Source organism: Kitasatospora saccharophila (assembly GCF_039529925.1).
GTDB classification, from domain to species: Bacteria; Actinomycetota; Actinomycetes; order Streptomycetales; family Streptomycetaceae; genus Kitasatospora; species Kitasatospora saccharophila.
On sequence record NZ_BAAANS010000027.1, the window covers coordinates 24,074 to 42,349 of the forward strand.

Consider the following 18,276-nt stretch of genomic DNA (forward strand, 5'->3'; position numbering starts at 1 on the left):
ACACGACCGGGGGCTGTGCGGGGGAAGAGACGGTTCATCGGCCACAGGGGAGGACATGGAGCATCAGGACACGCGCTCCGCCGAGGCGTTGCGTTTCCAAGTGCTCGGGCCTGTCCAGGCTTGGCGCGGCGGTGTGCCGCTGGCGCTCGGCTCACCGCAGCAACAGGCCGTCCTGGTCGCCCTGTTGCTCAGCGAGGGCCGCCCGGTGACCACCGACGACCTGGTGGACGGCATCTGGGGGGAGCGCACCCCGCCGCAGGCGGTGGCCGCGCTGCGCACCTACGTCTCCCGGCTGCGCTCGGTGCTGGAGCCCAACCGCGCCGCCCGCAAGCCCTCCGAGGTCCTGGTCTCGATGACCGACGGCTACGCGCTGCGGATCCCGGCCGACGCCCTGGACGCGACGGTCTTCGAGCAGCGGGTCGCCGAGGCGTCCGCCGCCCGGACCGACGGCGGCCTGCGCCCCGCCCACGACACCCTGGTCGCCGCGCTCGACCTGTGGCGCGGCCGTCCGCTGCCCGGCGTGCCCGGGCCGTACGCCGAGACCCAGCGCGGCCGACTGGCCGAGCGGCAGCTCGCGGTGGCCGAGGAGCGCTGCGCGCTGGCCCTGGAGATCGGCCTGCACGCGGACGTGGTGGCCGAGTTGAACTCGCTGTCCGCCGCGCACCCGCTGCGCGAACGGCTGCGCGAGCTGCTGATGCTGGCGCTGTACCGCAGCGGTCGGCAGGCCGAGTCGCTGGGCGTGTACGCGGACACCCGCAAGCTGCTGATCGACGAGCTGGGCGTGGAGCCGGGCGGCGGGCTGTCCGCGATGCACGCCCGGATCCTGGCCGGCGACCCGGAGCTGCTGGCGCCCTCGGCCGCCCCGCCGAAGGCCGCCGAGGAACCGGCCGCCTTCGTTCCGCCCGCCCAACTCCCCGCCGACGTCTCGGACTTCAGCGGTCGCAGCAAGATGGTGGGTGAACTCCGGGACGTGCTGAGGGCGGGTTCCGGCCAAGCCGTCGTGGTGACCTCGCTGGCCGGCATCGGCGGCGTCGGCAAGACCACCCTCGCGGTGCACGTGGCGCACTCGCTGCGGCCGGACTTCCCGGACGGGCAGCTGTACGTGGACCTGCGCGGCGCGGGCGCCTCCCCCGCCGACCCGGCCGTGGTGCTCGGCGACTTCCTGCACGCGCTCGGCTCCTCCGACACCCCCGACTCGCTGGACCAGCGCGCCGCGCTGTACCGCTCGCTGCTGGCCGACAAGCGGATGCTGATCCTGCTCGACAACGCCCGCGACGCCGGGCAGTTGCGCCCGCTGATCCCCGGCGTCTCCGGCAACGCGGTGATGGTGACCAGCCGCTCCCGGCTGGCCGAACTGCCCGGCGCGCACCTGGTCGACATCGAGGAGCTGACCCCGGACGAGGCGCTCGCGCTGTTCTCGGCGATCGTCGGCGCCGAGCGGGTCGGCGCCGAGCCGGAGGCCGCGCTGCAGGTGGTGACCTCCTGCGGGTTCCTGCCGCTGGCGGTCCGGATCGCCGCCGCCCGGCTGGCCAGCCGGCCGCGCTGGAGCGTCTCCGACCTGGCCCGGCGGTTAGCGGACCAGCGCAACCGGCTCCAGGAGCTCCAGCTCGGCAACCTCGCCGTGGAGACCACCCTGGGGCTCGGTTACGCCCAGCTCCGGCCGGAGGAGGCCAGGGCGTTCCGGCTGCTCGCCCTGGTCGACTCCCCCGACCTGCCGCTGTCGGCCGTCGCCGCGCTGCTCGGCGCCCCCGAGCAGGAGGCCGAGGACCTGGCGGAGGCCCTGGTCGAGGCCAACATGCTGGAGTGCTTCACCCCCGGCCGCTACCGCTACCACGACCTGCTGCGCCTGTACGCGCAGCGGCAGAACGCCAAACTGGGGGACGTCGAGCAGCAGCAGGCGGCACTGCTGCGGCTGCTGGACCTGCTGCACGCCACCATGCACAACGCCCGGCAGGTGATCGAGCCGGACGACCTGGCCATCGAGCCGCTGCACCGGGCCGATTCGAGCGGCCAGTCGTTCGTCGACGACCACGCGGCCCGCAACTGGCTCCGGACCGAGATCGGCGTCCTGCTGGGTGCCGTCGAGGCCGCCGCCGACGCCCCGCTCGACCTGTTGCAACCCACCGTGGACATCCTGCAGAACCTGACGTTCGTGAGCGAGGACCCGACGCTCGCCCCGCGGTTCCTCACCATGCTCCGAGCCGCCGCGGTGAGCCCGGTGGCCCTGCGGGCCCCGGAGACCCTGGCCTGTGTGCACCACGCGCTCGGCCAGATCCACCGGACCGCCTCCGAGCTCGCCGCGTCCGAGGAGTCGTTGGCCCTCAGCCTGGCCCTGCAACCCGTCGATCGGGCCACCGTGCTCCGGTTGACCACCGCCAACGGCCTGGCCATCACGCTCACCCTGGCCGGCCGGCCCGCCGAGGCCCTGTCCTTCTACCAGCAGGCGCAGGAGGCGGCCCGGCACTTCGACTCCCCGATCAGCGAGGCCCGCCTGCTGGGCAACATGGCCCGCGCCTACGTCGGCCTGGACCGGCACGCCGAGGCCGTGGAAGCCGCCCGCGCGGCGGTGGCGGCGGCCCGGGCGTCCGGGAACGTGCCGTGCCTGGCGGACACGCTCTACCAGTTGGGCGTGGTGCTGCGCGCGACCGGTTCGCCCGGCGAGGCGGCGGTGCACCTGCGGGAGGCGCACCAGCTGTACCGGCAGCAGCAGCACCCGATCTGGGAGGGCTACTCGCTGGCCCGGTTGGCGGCCTGCCTGCTCGCGGACGGTCAGTTCGCGGCGGCGGCGGAGGCGGCCGAGGAGTCGTTGTCGATCGCCCGGGAGATCGAGGCCGCGTACTGCCAGGGCATGGCGAACGCGGCGCTGGGCGAGGCGCTCCTGGAGCTGGGACAGCCCTCGCGCGGGCTGGCCTGTCTCCAGGAGGCGCTCACGGTGTTCACCCGGCTCGGTGTGCCCGAGGCCCGGCCGGTGCAGGACCTCATCGCTTCTCGGCACACCGAGCCTTCCCCTCCCCCTGTTCCCCCCGTCGCGCCGTAGGCTTCCGTTCCCCCCGCGGTACCCCCCTGGTCCCCCCGGCCGGAAGCCTTCCCCCGGGAGCGTCGGCGTCCCCGCAGCCCCCCGGCTGCGGGAACACCTTGACGCTTCCCCGGCGCTGAGAGGACTCTGACATCCGGCGATTGACGTTCGATAAACGCCTGCGGCCAGGACGTCGACCGGGTACGGGAGGGCGCGTCGGCACAGGTCGCGGGCCCGGCGCGGTCGCGCCGTGCGGCGCGCGGGGCCGCGGCGCGCTCCGTCGCGGGCCCCGGTGTGCTTCCGCCGGCGGGCGATAAGCGCCCAACGGCGCACGAGTTGGCCGGAAACGGACTCCACGGTGCGGTGATCGCGTTTATCCTCGAAGGCCAGGGTCGGGAGTGGAGCGCGGGCCACGACGGGCAGGGCAGGACGCACGCGGGAGAGGTGCCCAGATCATCGTGACGGACGAACAGCACACTGCCTCCGCCGACGCCGGCCGGGCGTCCGCGGCGGCTGCGCGCCGGGCCGAACGGGCCCGCCAGGCCGCCGTGTTCGACGCGATCGGGGGCCGCTACCAGGAGGTGTTTCCGGCCAGGGCCGGGCAGCTCGCGTGCGGTGATTGGCTGCTGGCCGAACTCCCCGCCGGCGCCCGGGTGCTGGACGTGGGCTGCGGGGCCGGCGAGCCGACCGCCCGCCAACTGGCCGACGGCGGGCTGCGGGTGACCGGCGTCGACCTGTCGGAGGGCATGCTGGCGCAGGCCCGGGCGGCCGTCCCGGCGGCCGCGTTCCACCGGATGGACGTCCTCGACCTCGGTCTGGAGAGCGCCGGGTCCCGTTGGGGCGCACCGGAGTTGGGCCCGGCCGGGCACGGCTCGCTGGACGCCGCGGCGGCGTTCTTCTCGCTGCTGATGCTGCCCCGCGCCGAGATCGCCGAGACGCTCGGCCGGATCCGCGAACTGCTGCGCCCGGGCGGCCTGTTGGCGCTGGGCATGGTCGAGGCCGACCTGGACGACGCGCCGCTGCCGTTCCTGGAGCAGGAGATCCGGGTCAGCGGGTACCTGCGCGAGGAGCTGGCCGGGCTGCTGACCGGCGCCGGGTTCGCGGTGGAGTCGACGGACAGCCGGTCGTACGCGCCCGCCGGGTCCACGCAGCCGCCGGAGACCCAGCTGTACCTGCGCTGTCGGCGCACCGGCTGACGCGGCATCAGTACCCTTCCCCGATACCACACCTGTACAGATCGGGCAGCCCGTGCGCGACCACCTGGAGCCCTTGGCGGGGCAGTCCCCCGCCGTACCCGTCCAGCGGCACCCGCCGCCCGGCGAGGGTGCCTCCGGCGGGGTGCCCTCCGGCGAAGTGCCCTCCGCCGGGCCCGAACGGCTGGCGGAGCGGCTGGCCGCGCTGGACCGGGCGGCCCGGCGGATCAACAGCTCGCTCGACCTGACCGCCACCCTGCGCAACCTGGGCCGGGTGCTGGTCCCGGCGGTGGCGGACGCCCTGGTGGTGCTGGTCCGCGACCCGCTGCCGGACGTCGAGCGCGACCCGGGCCCGCCGCGGGCGCTGTCGGTGCGCCACACCTGCGGCACCCGGCTGGGCCGCCGCGCCGGGGTGCGACCGGTGCTGCCCGGCAGCGCCCTGGAACGCGCCCTGGCCTGCCGCTCCCCGAACGGGCCGACCGTGCTGGACGCCGGGCGGGCCGCTCGCGGCGGCCTGGCCGCCGAACTGCTCGGCGCCCGGGCGCTGGGCCGGCTCCCGGCCGGGACGGCGCTGCTGGCGCTGCCGCTGCACGGGCGGCAGGCCGCGCTCGGCATGCTGCTGCTGGTGCGCCGCCCGGGCGCGGACGGCACCCCGGCGGACTTCGACCCGGCCGACACGGCGACCGCCGCGCACCTGGCCACCCACGGCGGCCTGGCGGTGGACACCGCGCTGCGCTACACCCGCGAGTGGGAGATCGCCGACGAGCTGCAGCGCTCGATGCTGCCCGCGCACCTGCCGCAGCCGCACGGCGTCCGGCTGGCGCACCGCTACCTGCCGGGCGAGCGCGGCGCGCAGGTCGGCGGCGACTGGTACGACTCGATCCCGCTGCCGGGCAACCGGGTCGCGCTGATCACCGGCGACGTGATGGGCCACTCGCTGACCTCGGCCGCCGTGATGGGCCAGCTGCGCACCTCCGCGCAGACCCTGGCGGGCCTGGACCTGCCGCCGCACGAGGTGCTGTACCACCTCGACGAGCAGGCCCAACGGCTGGGCCGCGAGCACCACTTGGCGACCTGCGTGTACGCGGTGTACGACCCGATCGCGGGCCGGGTGCGGATCGCCAACGCCGGGCACGTGCCGCCGGTGCTGATCGGCCCGGACGGCGTCAGCGAGCTGCTGGAGCTGCCGCCGGGCGCCCCGATCGGCGTCGGCGGGGTGGACTTCTCCTCGGTGGAGCTGCCCGCGCCGCCCGGTTCGGCGCTGCTGCTGTTCACCGACGGCCTGGTGGAGACCCGCCGCCGCCCGCTGGGCACCGGCCTGGAGCTGCTGCGGGCCCGGCTCGCGGGCGGGAACCGGCTCGCGCCGGAGCAGCTGTGCCAGGAGGCGCTGCGGATCCTGCCGCCGGGCGACCGGGCGGACGACATCGCGCTGCTGGCGGCCGCGTTCGACGGCATCCCGGCCGAGGACGTCGCGCACTGGCACCTGCAGCCGCGGCACGAGACACCGGGTCGGGCGCGTCGGCTGGCCGGGCACGCGCTGCGCCGGTGGGGGCTCGAACACCTGGCGGAGAGTTGCGAGTTGATGGTCAGCGAGCTGGTCACCAACGCGATCCAGCACGCCACCCGGCCGGTGACGCTGCGGCTGGTGCGCACCTCGCTGCTGCGCTGCGAGGTCGGTGACGACTCCCCCGCGCTGCCCCGCACCCGCCGGGCCGGGCCGGACGAGGAGCGCGGGCGCGGGCTGCAGATAGTGGCCCGGTGCGCGGACCGCTGGGGGGCGACCCGGCTGGGCGCTGGCAAGGTGGTCTGGTTCGAGCAGCGGCTCGGGCCGGGCCGGCCGGTCTGAACCGGGCCGCGGCTCCGGCGCGGGCAGGGGGTCGACGGCCGGGCGGGCGGAGCGTGTTGCCGCCTTCAGGCCGACAGGCCGGGGTCGGCGCCGGCCAGCCGGTCGAGCGCGTCCAGCACGTCCGGGCCGAGCACGGCGAGGGCCAGCGGGCGGCGGCGGCGCAGGGCGAGGACGGTGCGCAGCACGTCGGCGTGGTGGATCTCGCGCAGGGCGGCGGCGTACTCGGCGGCCTCGGCGGAGGTGGCGGCGGCCCGCCAGGTCAGCAGCAGGGCCTTGACCACGGCGAACATCATCCGGCGGCCGCGGACCAGTTCGGGGCGTTCGTTGAGGCCGAACACCTCGATGGTGGCCGCGCCGCGGACGGTCAGCGGGTCGTAGGCGCCGGAGTCCAGATAGAGCCGCAGGTGGTCGGCCGGGTCCTCGCGGCAGGGGTCGACCAGCAGGCCGTCGCCGGTGGCGGGGTCGCGCGGGAAGCGGTCGCGCTTGCGGTTGCTGTTGCAGTGCGCGCAGGCCAGCAGGTGGTTCTGCCAGTCGAAGGTGCGCAGCGGGGCCTGGGCGATCGGTTCGAAGTGGTCGATGTCGGTGCCCAGGTTGTCGCCGCAGTACATGCAGCGCTCCAGGCCGGGTGCCATCTGCCGCAGCATCAGCCGCAGTTGGGCCTTGGGCCGCACCGCGCGGCGCCAGGCGGCGCGGCCGCCGGCGGTGTTGGGGCCGTCGGTGCGTATCCGTTCGGTGGCGCGGGCGAGTTCGGCGGCCAGCCGGGGTTGCAGCGGCGGCCGCTGGAGCGGGATCACCCGTCCCTGCCGAGCAGCCGGGCGGTGACCTCGTCGACCCGGGCGGTGAGCGAGCTGTTGAGCTTGGCGCCGAGTTCGCGGTACTCGGCGAGTTCGGCGTCGGTGGCCTGCCCGGCGTACATCTTGCGCTCCAGGCGCACCAGCATCCGGCGTTCGGCCTCGGCGGCGGGCGAGTAGGCGCTGGGCAGGGCGAACAGTTCGGACAGCGCGGTGTCCTCGCCGCTGCCGTACAGCACCCGCTGCCGGATCTCCTCGTCCAGCCGGTACGGGGCGCGGTCCTCGTCGGGGCCGGGGAGCCGGATCAGCGCGCCGGGGTCGGCGGCCTGGCAGACGTACGGGCTGTGGGTGGCGACCAGGAACTGGGCGTGCGGGAAGCGCTCGGTCAGCCAGGGGCCGATCCGCTGCTGCCAGGACGGGTGCAGGTGGCGGTCGAGGTCGTCCAGCAGGACCGGGCCCGGGGCGGGGGCGGCGGCGAGCTGGCTGAGCAGGCGGACCAACCGGGCGGTGCCGTCGCCGAGTTCGTCCAGCGGGAGTTCCAGTCCGGCCCGGGCCACGTACTGCCGTTCGGGGTCGCTGACCCGCCAGCCGGAGGGCAGCACCTCGGCGGACAGTTCGGCGTCCAGCGGGACGCGGCGGCCCGCGGCGGGCAGCGGGTAGTGGGCCCGCGGCGGGCCCGGCGGGTCGCCGACCCGCCAGCGCGGGGCCGGGTCGGCCCGGGCCCAGCCGTCGGCGCCCCACTGGGCGGCGGGGCCGCCGGGCAGCGCGCCGAGCGCCATCGCGAGCACCCGCAGCAGGGTGCTCTTCCCGCTGCCGTTCGGGCCCGCGAACACCGTCCAGCCGGGGCCGGGCGGGACGGTCAGGTCGACCTCGCGCGCCCCGCTGAAGCACTTCACCCCGGACACCCTGATCCGCGACACGTACACCGGACCACCCCCTCGGAGCGGGTTATGCCCACGGCCCGGCCCGCACACGCCCGGCCGGAAGGTGAACGTGACGCGTCGTCAACCCGGCTGCCCGGTGGTGCCGTCACACGTTCCGGTGAGGTCCACGGGCGGGCGGGCCGGCCCCGCCGTCAGGCGGCGAGGCGGACCGTCAGGCGGCGAGGCGGACCGGCAGCCCGCGCAGCGCCTCGCGCAGGGCCGCCGCGAAGCGGGCGTACTCGCCGGTGCGGGCGGAGCCGGGGCGGTGGGCGAGGCCGATCCGGCGGCCGGGGGCGGGGTGGGCGAAGCGGACGGCGGCGAGGCGGTCGGTGCGTCCGGTCTCGACGTCGAGGGCGGTGGCGGGCAGCAGGGTGGCGCCGAGGCCGCCGGCCACCAGTTGGACCAGGGTGGAGAGGCCGGCGGCCCGGGTGCTGCCGCCGGCCGGTTCGGCGCCGGCCTCGCGGCAGATGTCGAGCGCCTGGTCGCGCAGGCAGTGCCCCTCCTCCAGCAGCAGCACGTCCAGGTCGAGCAGGGCGTCGCGGGGCACGTCGGCCCGTCCGGCGAGGTGGTGCTCGGGCGGCACGAGGAGCACGAAGTCCTCGTCGAACAGCGGGATCTCGGCCACCGGGAGCGGCCCGCCGGCGGGCAGCGCGAGCAGCAGCAGGTCGAGCCGCCCGTCGCCGAGGCCGTTCAGCAGCGAGGGGGTGCGCTCCTCGTGGACGTGCAGTTCGAGGTCGGGGTAGGAGCCGCGGACCAGTCGCAGCACGGCGGGCAGCAGGTAGGGCGCGACGGTGGGGATCACCCCGAGGTGCAGCGGCCCGGTGAACGGGCGGCGGGCGGCCTCGGCCTCCTCGGTGAGCGCGTGCAGCGCGGACAGCACCCGCCGGGAGTGCTCGGCGATCCGCTCCCCGAGCGGGGTGATCACCACCTTGCGGGTGGTCCGCTCGACCAGTTGCGCGCCGAGCGACTCCTCCAGCGCGGCGACCGCGCCGGAGAGCGCGGACTGGCTGCTGCCGATCGCGGCGGCGGCGTCCCGGAAGTGCCGGTGCTCGGCGACCGCGGCGAAGGCCCGCAACTGGGAGACGGTGGGGGTGCGGGGCGTGCTGGGTTTCACGGTGGTGCTTCCTGCCGGCGGAGGTGCTCCGTCCAGTCTGCCGCACTGATCGGACTTGCCTATCGGAGGCGCCGGGAGAACCGATTTCACTGATCAGTAACCATGTGCAAGGCTGGGAAGTGTCCGCAATCCGGACACCCCTCGTCCCAACCCTGGAGATGCGACGTGCTGACGATCGGCGACAAGTTCCCCGAGTACGAACTCAACGCCTGCGTGGACCTCGACGCCGCGAGCGCCTTCGCCGAGATCAACCACAAGTCCTACGAGGGCAAGTGGCGGGTCGTGTTCTTCTGGCCGATGGACTTCACCTTCGTCTGCCCGACCGAGATCGCCGCGTTCGGCAAGCTGAACGAGGAGTTCGCCGACCGCGACGCCCAGATCCTCGGCGTCTCCGGCGACTCCGAGTACGTCCACCACGCCTGGCGCAAGGACCACAAGGACCTGCGCGACCTGCCGTTCCCGATGCTCGCCGACATCAAGCACGACCTGATGCGGGCCTGCGGCGTCGAGGGCGCGGACGGCACCGCCCAGCGCGCGGTGTTCATCGTCGACCCGAACAACGAGATCCAGTTCGTCATGGTGACCGCCGGCTCCGTCGGCCGGAACCCCAAGGAGGTGCTGCGGGTCCTCGACGCCCTGCAGACCGACGAGCTGTGCCCGTGCAACTGGAACAAGGGCGAGGACACCCTCGACGCCCAGTCCCTGCTGGCCGGCTGACCCGATGGCGCTCGACGAACTCAAGGCCGCCCTGCCGGACTACGCCAAGGACCTGAAGCTCAACCTCGGCTCGGTGATCGGCAACTCCGACCTGCCCGAGCAGCAGCTCTGGGGCACCGTCCTCGCCTGCGCGATGGCCACCCGCTCCCCGATCGTGCTGCGCGAGCTGGAGCCCGAGGCCAAGGCCAACCTGAAGCCGGAGGCCTACGAGGCGGCCAAGGGCGCGGCCGCGATCATGGCGATGAACAACGTCTACTACCGGACGCTGCACCTGCTCTCCGACAAGGAGTACGGGACGATGCGGGCCGGCCTGCGGATGAACATCATCGGCAACCCGGGCGTCGACAAGGTCGACTTCGAGCTGTGGTCCTTCGCCGTCTCGGCGATCAACGGCTGCGGCCAGTGCCTCGACTCGCACGAGGGCGTGCTGCGCAAGGCGGGCGTCGACCGCGAGGTGGTCCAGGCCGCGGTCAAGATCGCCGCGACCGTCCAGGCCGTCGCCGCGGTGCTGGACGCGGAGGCGCAGCTGCCGCGCTGAACCCGCTGCACGGAAGGTCCGTCCCGGGAGGGGATTCTCTCCCGGGGCGGACCTTCCGTGCTGCTCGGGCCGCTCGGGCCGCTCGCGCGGGGGCGCTACTGCTTCCGGGCGGCCTCGATGGCCTGGAAGACCTCCTGCCCGGCCGCGTTGCGCTGGCGCAGGTGGCCGGTGACGGTGTTGGTGACGGCGATCAGCGGGACGGCGACGATCGCGCCGGGGATGCCGCCGATGATGGAGCCGGCGGCGACGCCGAGCACCACGGCGAGCGGGTGGACCCGGACGGCGCGGCCGAGGATGAGCGGCTGCAGGATGTGGCCCTCCAGCTGCTGGACGCCGATCAGGATGACCAGCACCACCAGGGCCTTGCCGACGCTGGCGGTGGCCACCAGCGCGATCAGCACCGCGATGGTGCCGGTGACCAGGGCGCCGACCAGCGGCACGAACGCGCCCAGGAAGATGATCACCGCGAGCGGGATCGCCATCGGCACGCCGACCATGCCGAGCCCGATGCCGATGCAGAGCGCGTCGATGAAGGCGACGGCGACGGTGCCGCGCACGTACGCGGTGAGGGTGGCCCACGCCTTGGGGCCGGCGCCGGCCATCGCGTAGCGGGAGTGCCGGGGCAGGCCGCGCAGCACCCAGCTCCAGATCCGGGCGCCGTCGTAGAGCAGGAAGAAGGTGGTGAACGCGGTGAGCACCACGCCGGTGAGCAGTTCGACGGCGATGGTGACGCCGGTGAAGCCGGCCGAGGTGAGCGCCTCGGAGTTCTTGCCGATGGCGGTGGTGATCTGGTTGGTGACGTTGTTGAGCTGGTCCGGGGTGAGGTGGAACGGGCCGTTGAGCAGCCAGTCGCGCAGTTGCCGCACGCCGTCCTGGACCTGGCTGGTGACCGGGTCGAGGTTGCTGGAGACCTGCCAGAACACGAACCAGCCGACCAGGCCGATGCTGGCCAGGCCGGCCAGGAAGGTGACGGCGGCGGCCAGCGACCGGGGGACGCCGTGCCGGCGCAGCCAGGAGACGGTGGGTTCGAGCAGCGCGGAGATGAGCAGGGCGGCGACCGCGGAGAAGGCGACCAGCTTGAGCGTGTCGATGACCCGGAAGACCACGTAGAGGGCGACGCCGATCAGCAGCAGCCGCCAGGTGGACTCGGCGGCGACCCGCAGGGTCCAGGGCACGGCGTCGACCGGGTTGGCGGGGCGGCCGAGCGGGGCGCTGCCGAGCTGGTGCTCGGGGGGCTGCGGGGTGCGCGGGGCGGGGACGGTGTCGTCGGTGCGCACGGCCCCTCCTTCCGGTGGTGCGGGTGCCGCGCCGGCCGCCGGGGCGTTCCGGTCGGCGAGCTGACGGGCCGTCTGTTCGGCGGTGCGCAGGGCGGCCCGTTCGGCGGCGAGCTCGACGGCCTGCTCGGTGGCGAGGACGTGCGCCTCGGCGGAGATGGCCGCGCGGCGGCGGCGTTCGGCGGCGGCGAACAGGCCGGCCGCGACCGCTCCCAGCTTGGCGACGCCGCGCCAGCGGCCACCGCCGTTCTCTTCCGTCACTGCCCGGTCTCCCCCGTGTCGTGCGTTCTGGGCCGCGGGTCGCGCGGCCGTCGGTGAGGAACGCTACCCGCCGCCGGGGGGCCGGGTCTCGGGGGTGTCTCGGCCGACCGCCGGCGGAATCCGGCAAATCACCCGCTACCCGGAGGTTTCGCCGGACCGGTGCGGGGAAGGGGTCAGAGCAGAACGGACCCTCTGTAGGCGGACCGGCCGGGAGCGGAGGAACCAGGACCCGCTCCGTTCCCCCGCGTCCGCACCGAGCCGTCACCGCCCGCGGTGCACTGGTCAGCGCCGCCGGGGCGGGGCGGCCCGCGCCGTGGCCACCGCCTCGCGGCGGCAGCGCGAAGGCCCCCGGTCCCGCGGGCGGGATCAGGGGCCCTTCGTACTGCTCGGGTCGGCCGGAGGGGCCTGTCGGTGCCGGCCGGAGGGGCCTAGTACCAGTTGTGGGCCTGCCAGAACGACCAGGCGCCGCAGGGGCTGCCGTAGCGGCTGTTCATGTAGCTGAGGCCCCACTTGATCTGGGTCTCGGGGTTGGTCCGCCAGTCGGCGCCGGCCGAGGCCATCTTGGAGCCGGGCAGCGCCTGGACCAGGCCGTAGGCGCCGGAGGAGGCGTTGGTGGCGGTGTAGTCCCAACCGCTCTCGCGCTTCACGATCTGGCTGAAGCACTGGAACTGGTTGGTGTCACCGACGATCCGCAGCGCCATCTCCTGGACGGAGCCGGGGCTGACGGTGGCCAGCACGCTGCGCGCGGCGGCGCGGCTGGCCTCTTCCTTGACCCGCTTCTCCTCGGCCTCCTTGGCCGCCTTGTCCGCGTCGGCCTTGGCCTGGGCGTCGGCCGCGGCCTTCTGCCGGGCGGCTTCCTCGGCGGCCTTCTTGGCGGCGGCGTCGGCGGAGACCTGCTGGGCGTCGGCCTGACGGCCGATGCCGTCGCTGACGTTCTGGGCCTGCGCACCGGTGGGGGCGTCGGCGAACAGCGTGGCGCTCGCGACGTCGACCGGCTGGACGTCGGCCTTGCCCTCACTGCCGGAGGCGGCGCCCACCACGGCACCGACGGCGGTCACCGCGGTGGCGGAGACGACAGCGACTCCCCGGACCGAGATCCGAGTCACATGGTTTCCTTCCAGCGTCGCCCGTCCTGTGACCGTACGGGCGCGTATCTGCCCCTGGCACTGGCCTCCGTCGAACGCTGGTCACGGGAGGCACGGGCTCAACCGCCTCCCGGACGGATGCCCGGGACTGCGACTGGATCGAGCGGCGCACGGCTCTGCGGTGTTCAGTTTTCCGCCCGCCGACCGGAGTTGCCGGGCGTGCATTGCCGTACGCGGGGCCTGACAGAACCCTCACCATGCCGCACGCGGGTATGTCTACGCAATTCCCTGTGCCGTGGCGGATCTCACAAACTTTTCGACCTGCGGCTTTGGTCGGCGGGCGGTCGAGCCGACGTCAGTTCGACTGACAGCGCAGGGGCCTGACGCTATGCGCCAGGCCCCTTTGCCACGTTCTGTCCGGTTATGCCTAGGGCTGGATGTCCTCCAGCATCTCGGTCACCAGTGCGGCGATCGGCGAGCGCTCCGAACGCGTGAGCGTGATGTGGGCGAACAGCGGGTGGCCCTTCAACTTCTCGACCACGGCCACCACTCCGTCGTACCGGCCGACCCGCAGGTTGTCCCGCTGGGCGACGTCGTGGGTGAGCACCACCCGGGAGTTCTGGCCGATCCGGGAGAGCACCGTGAGCAGGACGTTCCGTTCCAGCGACTGCGCCTCGTCGACGATCACGAAGGCGTCGTGCAGCGAGCGGCCGCGGATGTGGGTGAGCGGCAGGACCTCCAGCATCCCGCGGGAGATGACCTCCTCGATCACGTCCGGCGTGGTGACGGCGGAGAGGGTGTCGAAGACCGCCTGCGCCCAGGGGCCCATCTTCTCGGCCTCGCTGCCGGGCAGGTAGCCGAGCTCCTGGCCGCCGACCGCGTACAGCGGGCGGAACACCATCACCTTGCGGTGCTGGCGGCGCTCCAGGACGGCTTCGAGTCCGGCGCACAGGGCGAGCGCGGACTTGCCGGTGCCGGCCCGGCCGCCCATCGAGATGATGCCGATCTCCGGGTCGAGCAGCAGGTCGAGGGCGATCCGCTGCTCGGCGCTGCGGCCGCGCAGGCCGAACGCCTCGCGGTCGCCGCGCACCAGTTGCACCCGGCCGTCGGGGGCCACCCGGCCCAGCGCCCGGCCGCGCTCGGAGTGCAGCACCAGGCCGGTGTGCACCGGGAGCTGCTCGGCGCCCTCCACCTGCAGGGCGTGCTCCTGGCCGGCGAACAGCTGGTCCACCTGGTCGGCGGGGACGTGCAGTTCGGTCATGCCCGTCCAGCCGGAGGTGATCGCCAGCTCGGCCCGGTACTCCTCGGCCAGCAGGCCGACCGAGCTCGCCTTGATCCGCAGCGGCAGGTCCTTGGAGACGACGGTGACGTCGTACCCCTCGGCCTGCAGGTTGCGGGCGACCGCGAGGATCCGGGTGTCCGCCTCGCCGCCGCCGACCCGGTAGCCGGCCGGGAGGATCGAGGTGTCCGAGTGGTTCAGCTCGACCCGGATGGTGCCGCCGAGCTCGCCGACCGGGATCGGTTCGTCCAGCCGGCCGTGCCGGATCCGGTAGTCGTCCAGCATCCGCAGCGCCTGACGGGCGAAGTAGCCCAGCTCCGGATGGTGGCGCTTGGCCTCCAACTCCGTCACCACGACGACCGGGAGGACCACTTCGTGCTCCTCGAACCGCGTCATCGCGAGGGGGTCGGCCAGGAGCACGCTGGTGTCGAGGACGTACGTGCGCCGGTCAGGTGTCCGGCGGCTCTTGGAACTGACCACTAGCCCTCCAGAGCGGGTGACCCGACGTCACCCGCGGCCCACCGGTCCCCGCGGCCCCGCTGGCCGGGGGGACGGTCTGAAGGGAGTGTTCCCAGGCGAGGGGCATCGCATTCGCGCCGGAGCGAACGGCGGGATCACTACGGGTGAACGTTTTCCCACCCGCCCCAGGGGTAGGTGAGCCTGACCCGCGGTCAGCGCCCCATCCGCCGGTTGCGGAGCTGGTAGTCGCGCAGCGCCCGGAGGAAGTCGACCTTCCGGAAGGCCGGCCAGTACGCCTCGCAGAAGTAGAACTCGCTGTGCGCGGACTGCCAGAGCAGGAAACCGGACAACCGCTGCTCGCCGGAGGTGCGGATCACCAGGTCCGGGTCGGGCTGGCCCTTGGTGTAGAGGTGCTCGGCGATGTGCTCGACGTCGAGGACCTCGGCGAGCTCCTCGATCGAGGTGCCGCGGCCGGCGTGCTCCTGCAGCAGCGAGCGGACGGCGTCGGCGATCTCCTGGCGGCCGCCGTAGCCGATCGCCACGTTGACGGTCAGCCCGTCCACGTGCTCGGTGTCCTGGGCGGCCTGCTTGAGCACCCCGGCGGTGCGGGCGGGCAGCAGGTCGAGGGCGCCGACCGGGTGGACCCTCCAGCGGCCGGCCCCGGCCAGGCCCTGCACGGTGTCCTCGATGATGCCGAGCAGCGGGACGAGCTCCTCGGCGGGGCGGGCCAGGTTGTCGGTGGAGAGCATCCAGAGGGTGACCACCCGGACCTCGGTCTCCTCGCACCAGCCCAGGAACTCGCTGATCTTGTCGGCGCCGCGCTGGTGCCCGTAGGCGGTGGTGCCGCCGGTGGCCTTCGCCCAGCGCCGGTTGCCGTCCAGGATCACGCCGATGTGGCGCGGGGTGTTGGCCAGGTGCACCTCGACCCGGCGGCCGTAGAGCCGGTAGGCCCGCTCCAGCAGGGTGCGCAGCCCCGGCGTCCGTTCCACCACATCGCGCAGACCCATCGTGAACGGCCCCTCCGTGCTGATTGCTCCGGGTGCGAAATCCCTGCGGCAGCCTACTCCGCCCCGGTTTGCACGGGGCAAAACCGCTGGTACCGGTCTTGTCACGGTGCGCGCACGGGACAAGCTACGGAACGGTATCCGAATCCTTAAACGGCCCCTAAACCGGATTCCGGGTCTTGACGCTTGCCAATGGTCTAGTCCAGCGTGTGGTCAGCACCACAGCGGACCCTCCCCCACAGCGGAGCCGCCGCGACCCCCACCGCGGCGGCTCTACCCCGACGTCTCCCAGCGTGCCTCCCACACCCACACCCCCACTCCCGCACTGGAGCCTGTCATGGCCCGTACCCTGCAGCAGCCGTCCCACCGGCGCCGCAACAAGATGCCCGCGGTCCTCGCCACCGCCACCGCGATCGCCCTGGCCGGCACCGGCCTGGCGCTGACCGCGGGCGGCGCGAACGCCGCCGTCGGCAACCTGGTCAACAACGGCGGCTTCGACTCCGGCCTGTCCGGCTGGTCCTGCGTCGGCAGCACCGCCGCGGTCTCCACCCCGGTGCACTCGGGCACCGGCGCGCTGGCCGCCACCCCCGGCGCGGGCGACACCGCCGAGTGCACCCAGACCGTCTCGGTCCTCCCCAACACGGCCTACACGCTGAACGGCTGGGTCCAGGGCCAGTACGTCTACCTGGGCGCCCGCGGCACCGGCGGCACCGACCCGTCCACCTGGTCCGCGCAGAGTGCCTGGAACCAGCTGAACACCAGCTTCACCACCGGCGCCAACACCACCAGCGTCACCCTGTACGTGCACGGGTGGTACGGCCAGCCCACCTACTACGCGGACGACATCCAGCTGATCGGCCCGGGCGGCACCGCCTCCCCGACCCCGTCGGCCTCCGCCACCTCGGCCTCGCCGTCGGCCTCCGCGTCGCCGTCCAAGAGCGCCTCGCCCTCCGCGTCGGCCTCCCCCTCGCAGAGCGCCTCCCCGTCGGCCTCCGCCTCGCCGTCCGCCTCGTCGAGCACCAGCAACCCGCCGTCGAACAGCAGCCTGCCGAAGCACGTCCTGACCGGCTACTGGCAGAACTTCGACAACGGCTCGACCGTGCAGAAGCTGCGCGACGTGCAGTCCGCGTACGACATCATCGCGGTCTCCTTCGCCGACGCGACCACCACCCAGGGCGGCATCTCCTTCACCCTGGACCCGGCGCTGGCCACCAAGCTCGGCGGCTACACCGACGCCGACTTCAAGGCCGACATCGCCGCCAAGCACGCGGCCGGCAAGAAGGTCGTCCTCTCCATCGGCGGCCAGAACGGCGCCATCTCGGTCGGCAGCACCGCCGCCGCCACCGCGTTCTCCGACTCGGCCTACAAGCTGATCCAGCAGTACGGCTTCGACGGCATCGACGTCGACCTGGAGAACGGCGTCAACTCCACCTACATGGCGCAGGCGCTGCACACCCTGGCGGCCAAGGTCGGCCCGAACTTCATCCTGACCATGGCGCCCGAGACCATCGGCATGTACTCCACCGCCGGTGCGTACTTCCAGCTGGCGCTCGCCACCAAGGACATCCTGACCGTCGTCAACACCCAGTTCTACAACTCGGGCGGCATGAACGGCTGCGACGGCAAGGTCTACACCCAGGGCACCATCGACTTCATCACCGCGCAGGTCTGCACCCACATCCAGGGCGGTCTGCGTCCGGACCAGGTCGGCATCGGCGTCCCGGCCTCCACCAAGGCGGCGGGCGGCGGCTACGTCAACTCCACCGTGGTGAACAACGCGCTGGACTGCCTGGCCACCGGCAACCACTGCGGCTCCTTCGTCCCGCCGGCCAAGTGGCCGACCATCCGCGGCGCGATGACCTGGTCGACCAACTGGGACGCCAACAACGGCAACGACTTCTCCAACAACGTCGGCGCCTTCGCGCACAACATGCAGTAACCACCGAGGACCAGTGCACCGCTCCTTGAGGGTGGGGTAGGTGCACGCACAGGGGCCCGCCGTACCGCTGGGGTACGGCGGGCCCCGCCCATTTCCCCTGCGCCGCGAGGGAGTCGGGCCCCGGTCCGGTCAACTCCCGGCCGCCGCCAGCGCCGCCGCCAGGGTGCCCAGCAGCATCGCCGGGCCGAACGCCAGCTCGCTGCGCCGCCCGGCCCGGCGCAGCACCAGCAGCGCCACCGCCCAGAGCGCGGCGAGCAGCCAGGTGTAGAGGAGGCCCGCGTACACCGTCCGCCAGCCCGCCAGGCCGAGGACGGCGCCCAGGCTCGGCGCCAGTTTGACGTCGCCCAGGCCCATCGGGCCCAGCAGCGCCAGCAGCAGGTAGCACAGTCCGAGGCCGACGGCCGCCAGCGCGCAGCGCCGCCAGACCGCCGGGTGGTGGTCGGTGAGCGGCACCAGCACGGCGGTGCCCAGGAACAGCGGCAGGGTGAGCGCGTCCGGCAGCCGCTTCACCGCGGCGTCCACGAAGCCCAGCACGGTGCCGAACAGGGCCAGCCAGACCAGTACGGGCAGCCAGCGGGCGGGCGCCCAGGCGCCCAGGGCCGCGCCGAGCGCCGCGGCGGCGGCCTCGACCGCCAGCGGCGGCGGGCCGAGCAGCTCGCCGTGCCGCAGGCACCGGCCCAGCGGGGTGGGCAGGCAGTTGCGCGGCGGTTCGCCGGCCGGCACCGCGAAGCGCGTCACCGCCGCCCGCAGCGGTGCGCCCGCGAGCAGTCCCAGCACGGCTCCGACCACTGCCCCGACCATCCGGCCCTCCCCCCGGGGCCCGTCCGACGAGCCCCG

14 protein-coding genes are annotated in these 18,276 nt (G+C 73.9%); 6 read left to right on the forward strand and 8 right to left on the reverse strand.

Annotation, left to right across the window (positions count from 1 at the left end; translation table 11 throughout):
• Positions 1-55: 55 nt before the first annotated feature.
• The 3 genes from ABD345_RS20425 to ABD345_RS20435 all read left to right on the forward strand — a co-directional run bounded on the left by ABD345_RS20425 (position 56) and on the right by ABD345_RS20435 (position 6,055).
• Positions 56-3,037 carry an AfsR/SARP family transcriptional regulator gene (locus ABD345_RS20425; protein ID WP_344553817.1) on the forward strand — a complete coding sequence of 994 codons (2,982 nt, stop codon included), beginning with the start codon at positions 56-58 and terminating at the stop codon, positions 3,035-3,037.
• 437 nt (positions 3,038-3,474) lie between these two features.
• Positions 3,475-4,212, forward strand: coding sequence for a class I SAM-dependent methyltransferase (locus ABD345_RS20430; protein ID WP_344553818.1), 738 nt, complete (start codon positions 3,475-3,477; stop codon positions 4,210-4,212).
• Between the two features lie 52 nt (positions 4,213-4,264).
• Complete coding sequence (locus tag ABD345_RS20435; RefSeq protein ID WP_344553819.1) at positions 4,265-6,055, forward strand: ATP-binding SpoIIE family protein phosphatase; 1,791 nt, start codon at positions 4,265-4,267, stop codon at positions 6,053-6,055.
• 65 nt (positions 6,056-6,120) lie between these two features.
• Here the strand turns inward: ABD345_RS20435 and ABD345_RS20440 are convergent, their stop codons facing one another.
• From ABD345_RS20440 to ABD345_RS20450, 3 genes are all read right to left on the reverse strand, one after another.
• Positions 6,121-6,849 (reverse strand): HNH endonuclease, encoded by a 729-nt coding sequence (locus tag ABD345_RS20440; protein WP_344553820.1) that lies wholly within the window; start codon positions 6,847-6,849, stop codon positions 6,121-6,123.
• A complete protein-coding gene (locus ABD345_RS20445) occupies positions 6,846-7,820 on the reverse strand; it encodes an AAA family ATPase (RefSeq protein ID WP_344553821.1) in 975 nt (324 codons plus the stop codon). Before ABD345_RS20445 ends, ABD345_RS20440 begins: the two co-directional genes overlap by 4 nt.
• Before the next feature lie 121 nt (positions 7,821-7,941).
• Positions 7,942-8,883 (reverse strand): LysR substrate-binding domain-containing protein, encoded by a 942-nt coding sequence (locus ABD345_RS20450; protein WP_344553822.1) that lies wholly within the window; start codon positions 8,881-8,883, stop codon positions 7,942-7,944.
• Between the two features lie 165 nt (positions 8,884-9,048).
• On the opposite strand from ABD345_RS20450, the gene ABD345_RS20455 reads away from it, so the two are divergent.
• Both ABD345_RS20455 and ABD345_RS20460 read left to right on the forward strand, forming a co-directional pair.
• The gene (locus tag ABD345_RS20455; RefSeq protein ID WP_030460559.1) at positions 9,049-9,600 is read left to right on the forward strand and encodes a peroxiredoxin; all 552 of its coding nucleotides are present in this window, start codon (positions 9,049-9,051) and stop codon (positions 9,598-9,600) included.
• Between the two features lie 4 nt (positions 9,601-9,604).
• A complete protein-coding gene (locus tag ABD345_RS20460) occupies positions 9,605-10,138 on the forward strand; it encodes an alkyl hydroperoxide reductase (RefSeq protein WP_344553823.1) in 534 nt (177 codons plus the stop codon).
• 95 nt (positions 10,139-10,233) lie between these two features.
• Here ABD345_RS20460 and ABD345_RS20465 read toward each other — a convergent pair whose 3' ends face one another.
• The 4 genes from ABD345_RS20465 to ABD345_RS20480 form a co-directional block, all read right to left on the reverse strand.
• Entirely contained in the window at positions 10,234-11,673 is a 1,440-nt protein-coding gene (locus ABD345_RS20465) for an AI-2E family transporter (RefSeq protein ID WP_344553824.1), read from the reverse strand.
• 428 nt (positions 11,674-12,101) lie between these two features.
• The gene (locus ABD345_RS20470) at positions 12,102-12,779 is read right to left on the reverse strand and encodes an aggregation-promoting factor C-terminal-like domain-containing protein (RefSeq protein ID WP_344553826.1); all 678 of its coding nucleotides are present in this window, start codon (positions 12,777-12,779) and stop codon (positions 12,102-12,104) included.
• A gap of 406 nt (positions 12,780-13,185) precedes the next feature.
• Complete coding sequence (gene phoH2, locus ABD345_RS20475) at positions 13,186-14,517, reverse strand: RNA 5'-3' helicase PhoH2 (protein ID WP_344553827.1); 1,332 nt, start codon at positions 14,515-14,517, stop codon at positions 13,186-13,188.
• Between the two features lie 191 nt (positions 14,518-14,708).
• Positions 14,709-15,503, reverse strand: coding sequence for an isoprenyl transferase (locus ABD345_RS20480; RefSeq protein WP_344553829.1), 795 nt, complete (start codon positions 15,501-15,503; stop codon positions 14,709-14,711).
• A 334-nt stretch (positions 15,504-15,837) separates the two neighbouring features.
• Here ABD345_RS20480 and ABD345_RS20485 point away from each other — a divergent pair, with 334 nt between their 5' ends.
• Positions 15,838-17,439: a chitinase gene (locus ABD345_RS20485; RefSeq protein WP_344553830.1), complete on the forward strand. Its 1,602-nt coding sequence runs from the start codon at positions 15,838-15,840 to the stop codon at positions 17,437-17,439.
• A 129-nt stretch (positions 17,440-17,568) separates the two neighbouring features.
• On the opposite strand, the gene ABD345_RS20490 is transcribed toward ABD345_RS20485, so the two are convergent.
• Positions 17,569-18,240, reverse strand: a complete 672-nt coding sequence (locus ABD345_RS20490) for a prepilin peptidase (protein WP_344553831.1) — start codon at positions 18,238-18,240, stop codon at positions 17,569-17,571.
• Between the last annotated feature and the right edge of the window lie 36 nt (positions 18,241-18,276).

Bases quoted from the DNA above. Each gene is read 5' to 3' on its own strand.
- ABD345_RS20425 (WP_344553817.1), top strand. From the start codon at position 56: ATGGAGCATCAGGACACGCGCTCCGCCGAGGCGTTGCGTTTCCAAGTG.
- ABD345_RS20460 (WP_344553823.1), top strand. From the start codon at position 9,605: ATGGCGCTCGACGAACTCAAGGCCGCCCTGCCGGACTACGCCAAGGAC.
- ABD345_RS20480 (WP_344553829.1), bottom strand. From the start codon at position 15,503: ATGGGTCTGCGCGATGTGGTGGAACGGACGCCGGGGCTGCGCACCCTG.
- ABD345_RS20485 (WP_344553830.1), top strand. From the start codon at position 15,838: ATGGCCCGTACCCTGCAGCAGCCGTCCCACCGGCGCCGCAACAAGATG.
- ABD345_RS20490 (WP_344553831.1), bottom strand. From the start codon at position 18,240: ATGGTCGGGGCAGTGGTCGGAGCCGTGCTGGGACTGCTCGCGGGCGCA.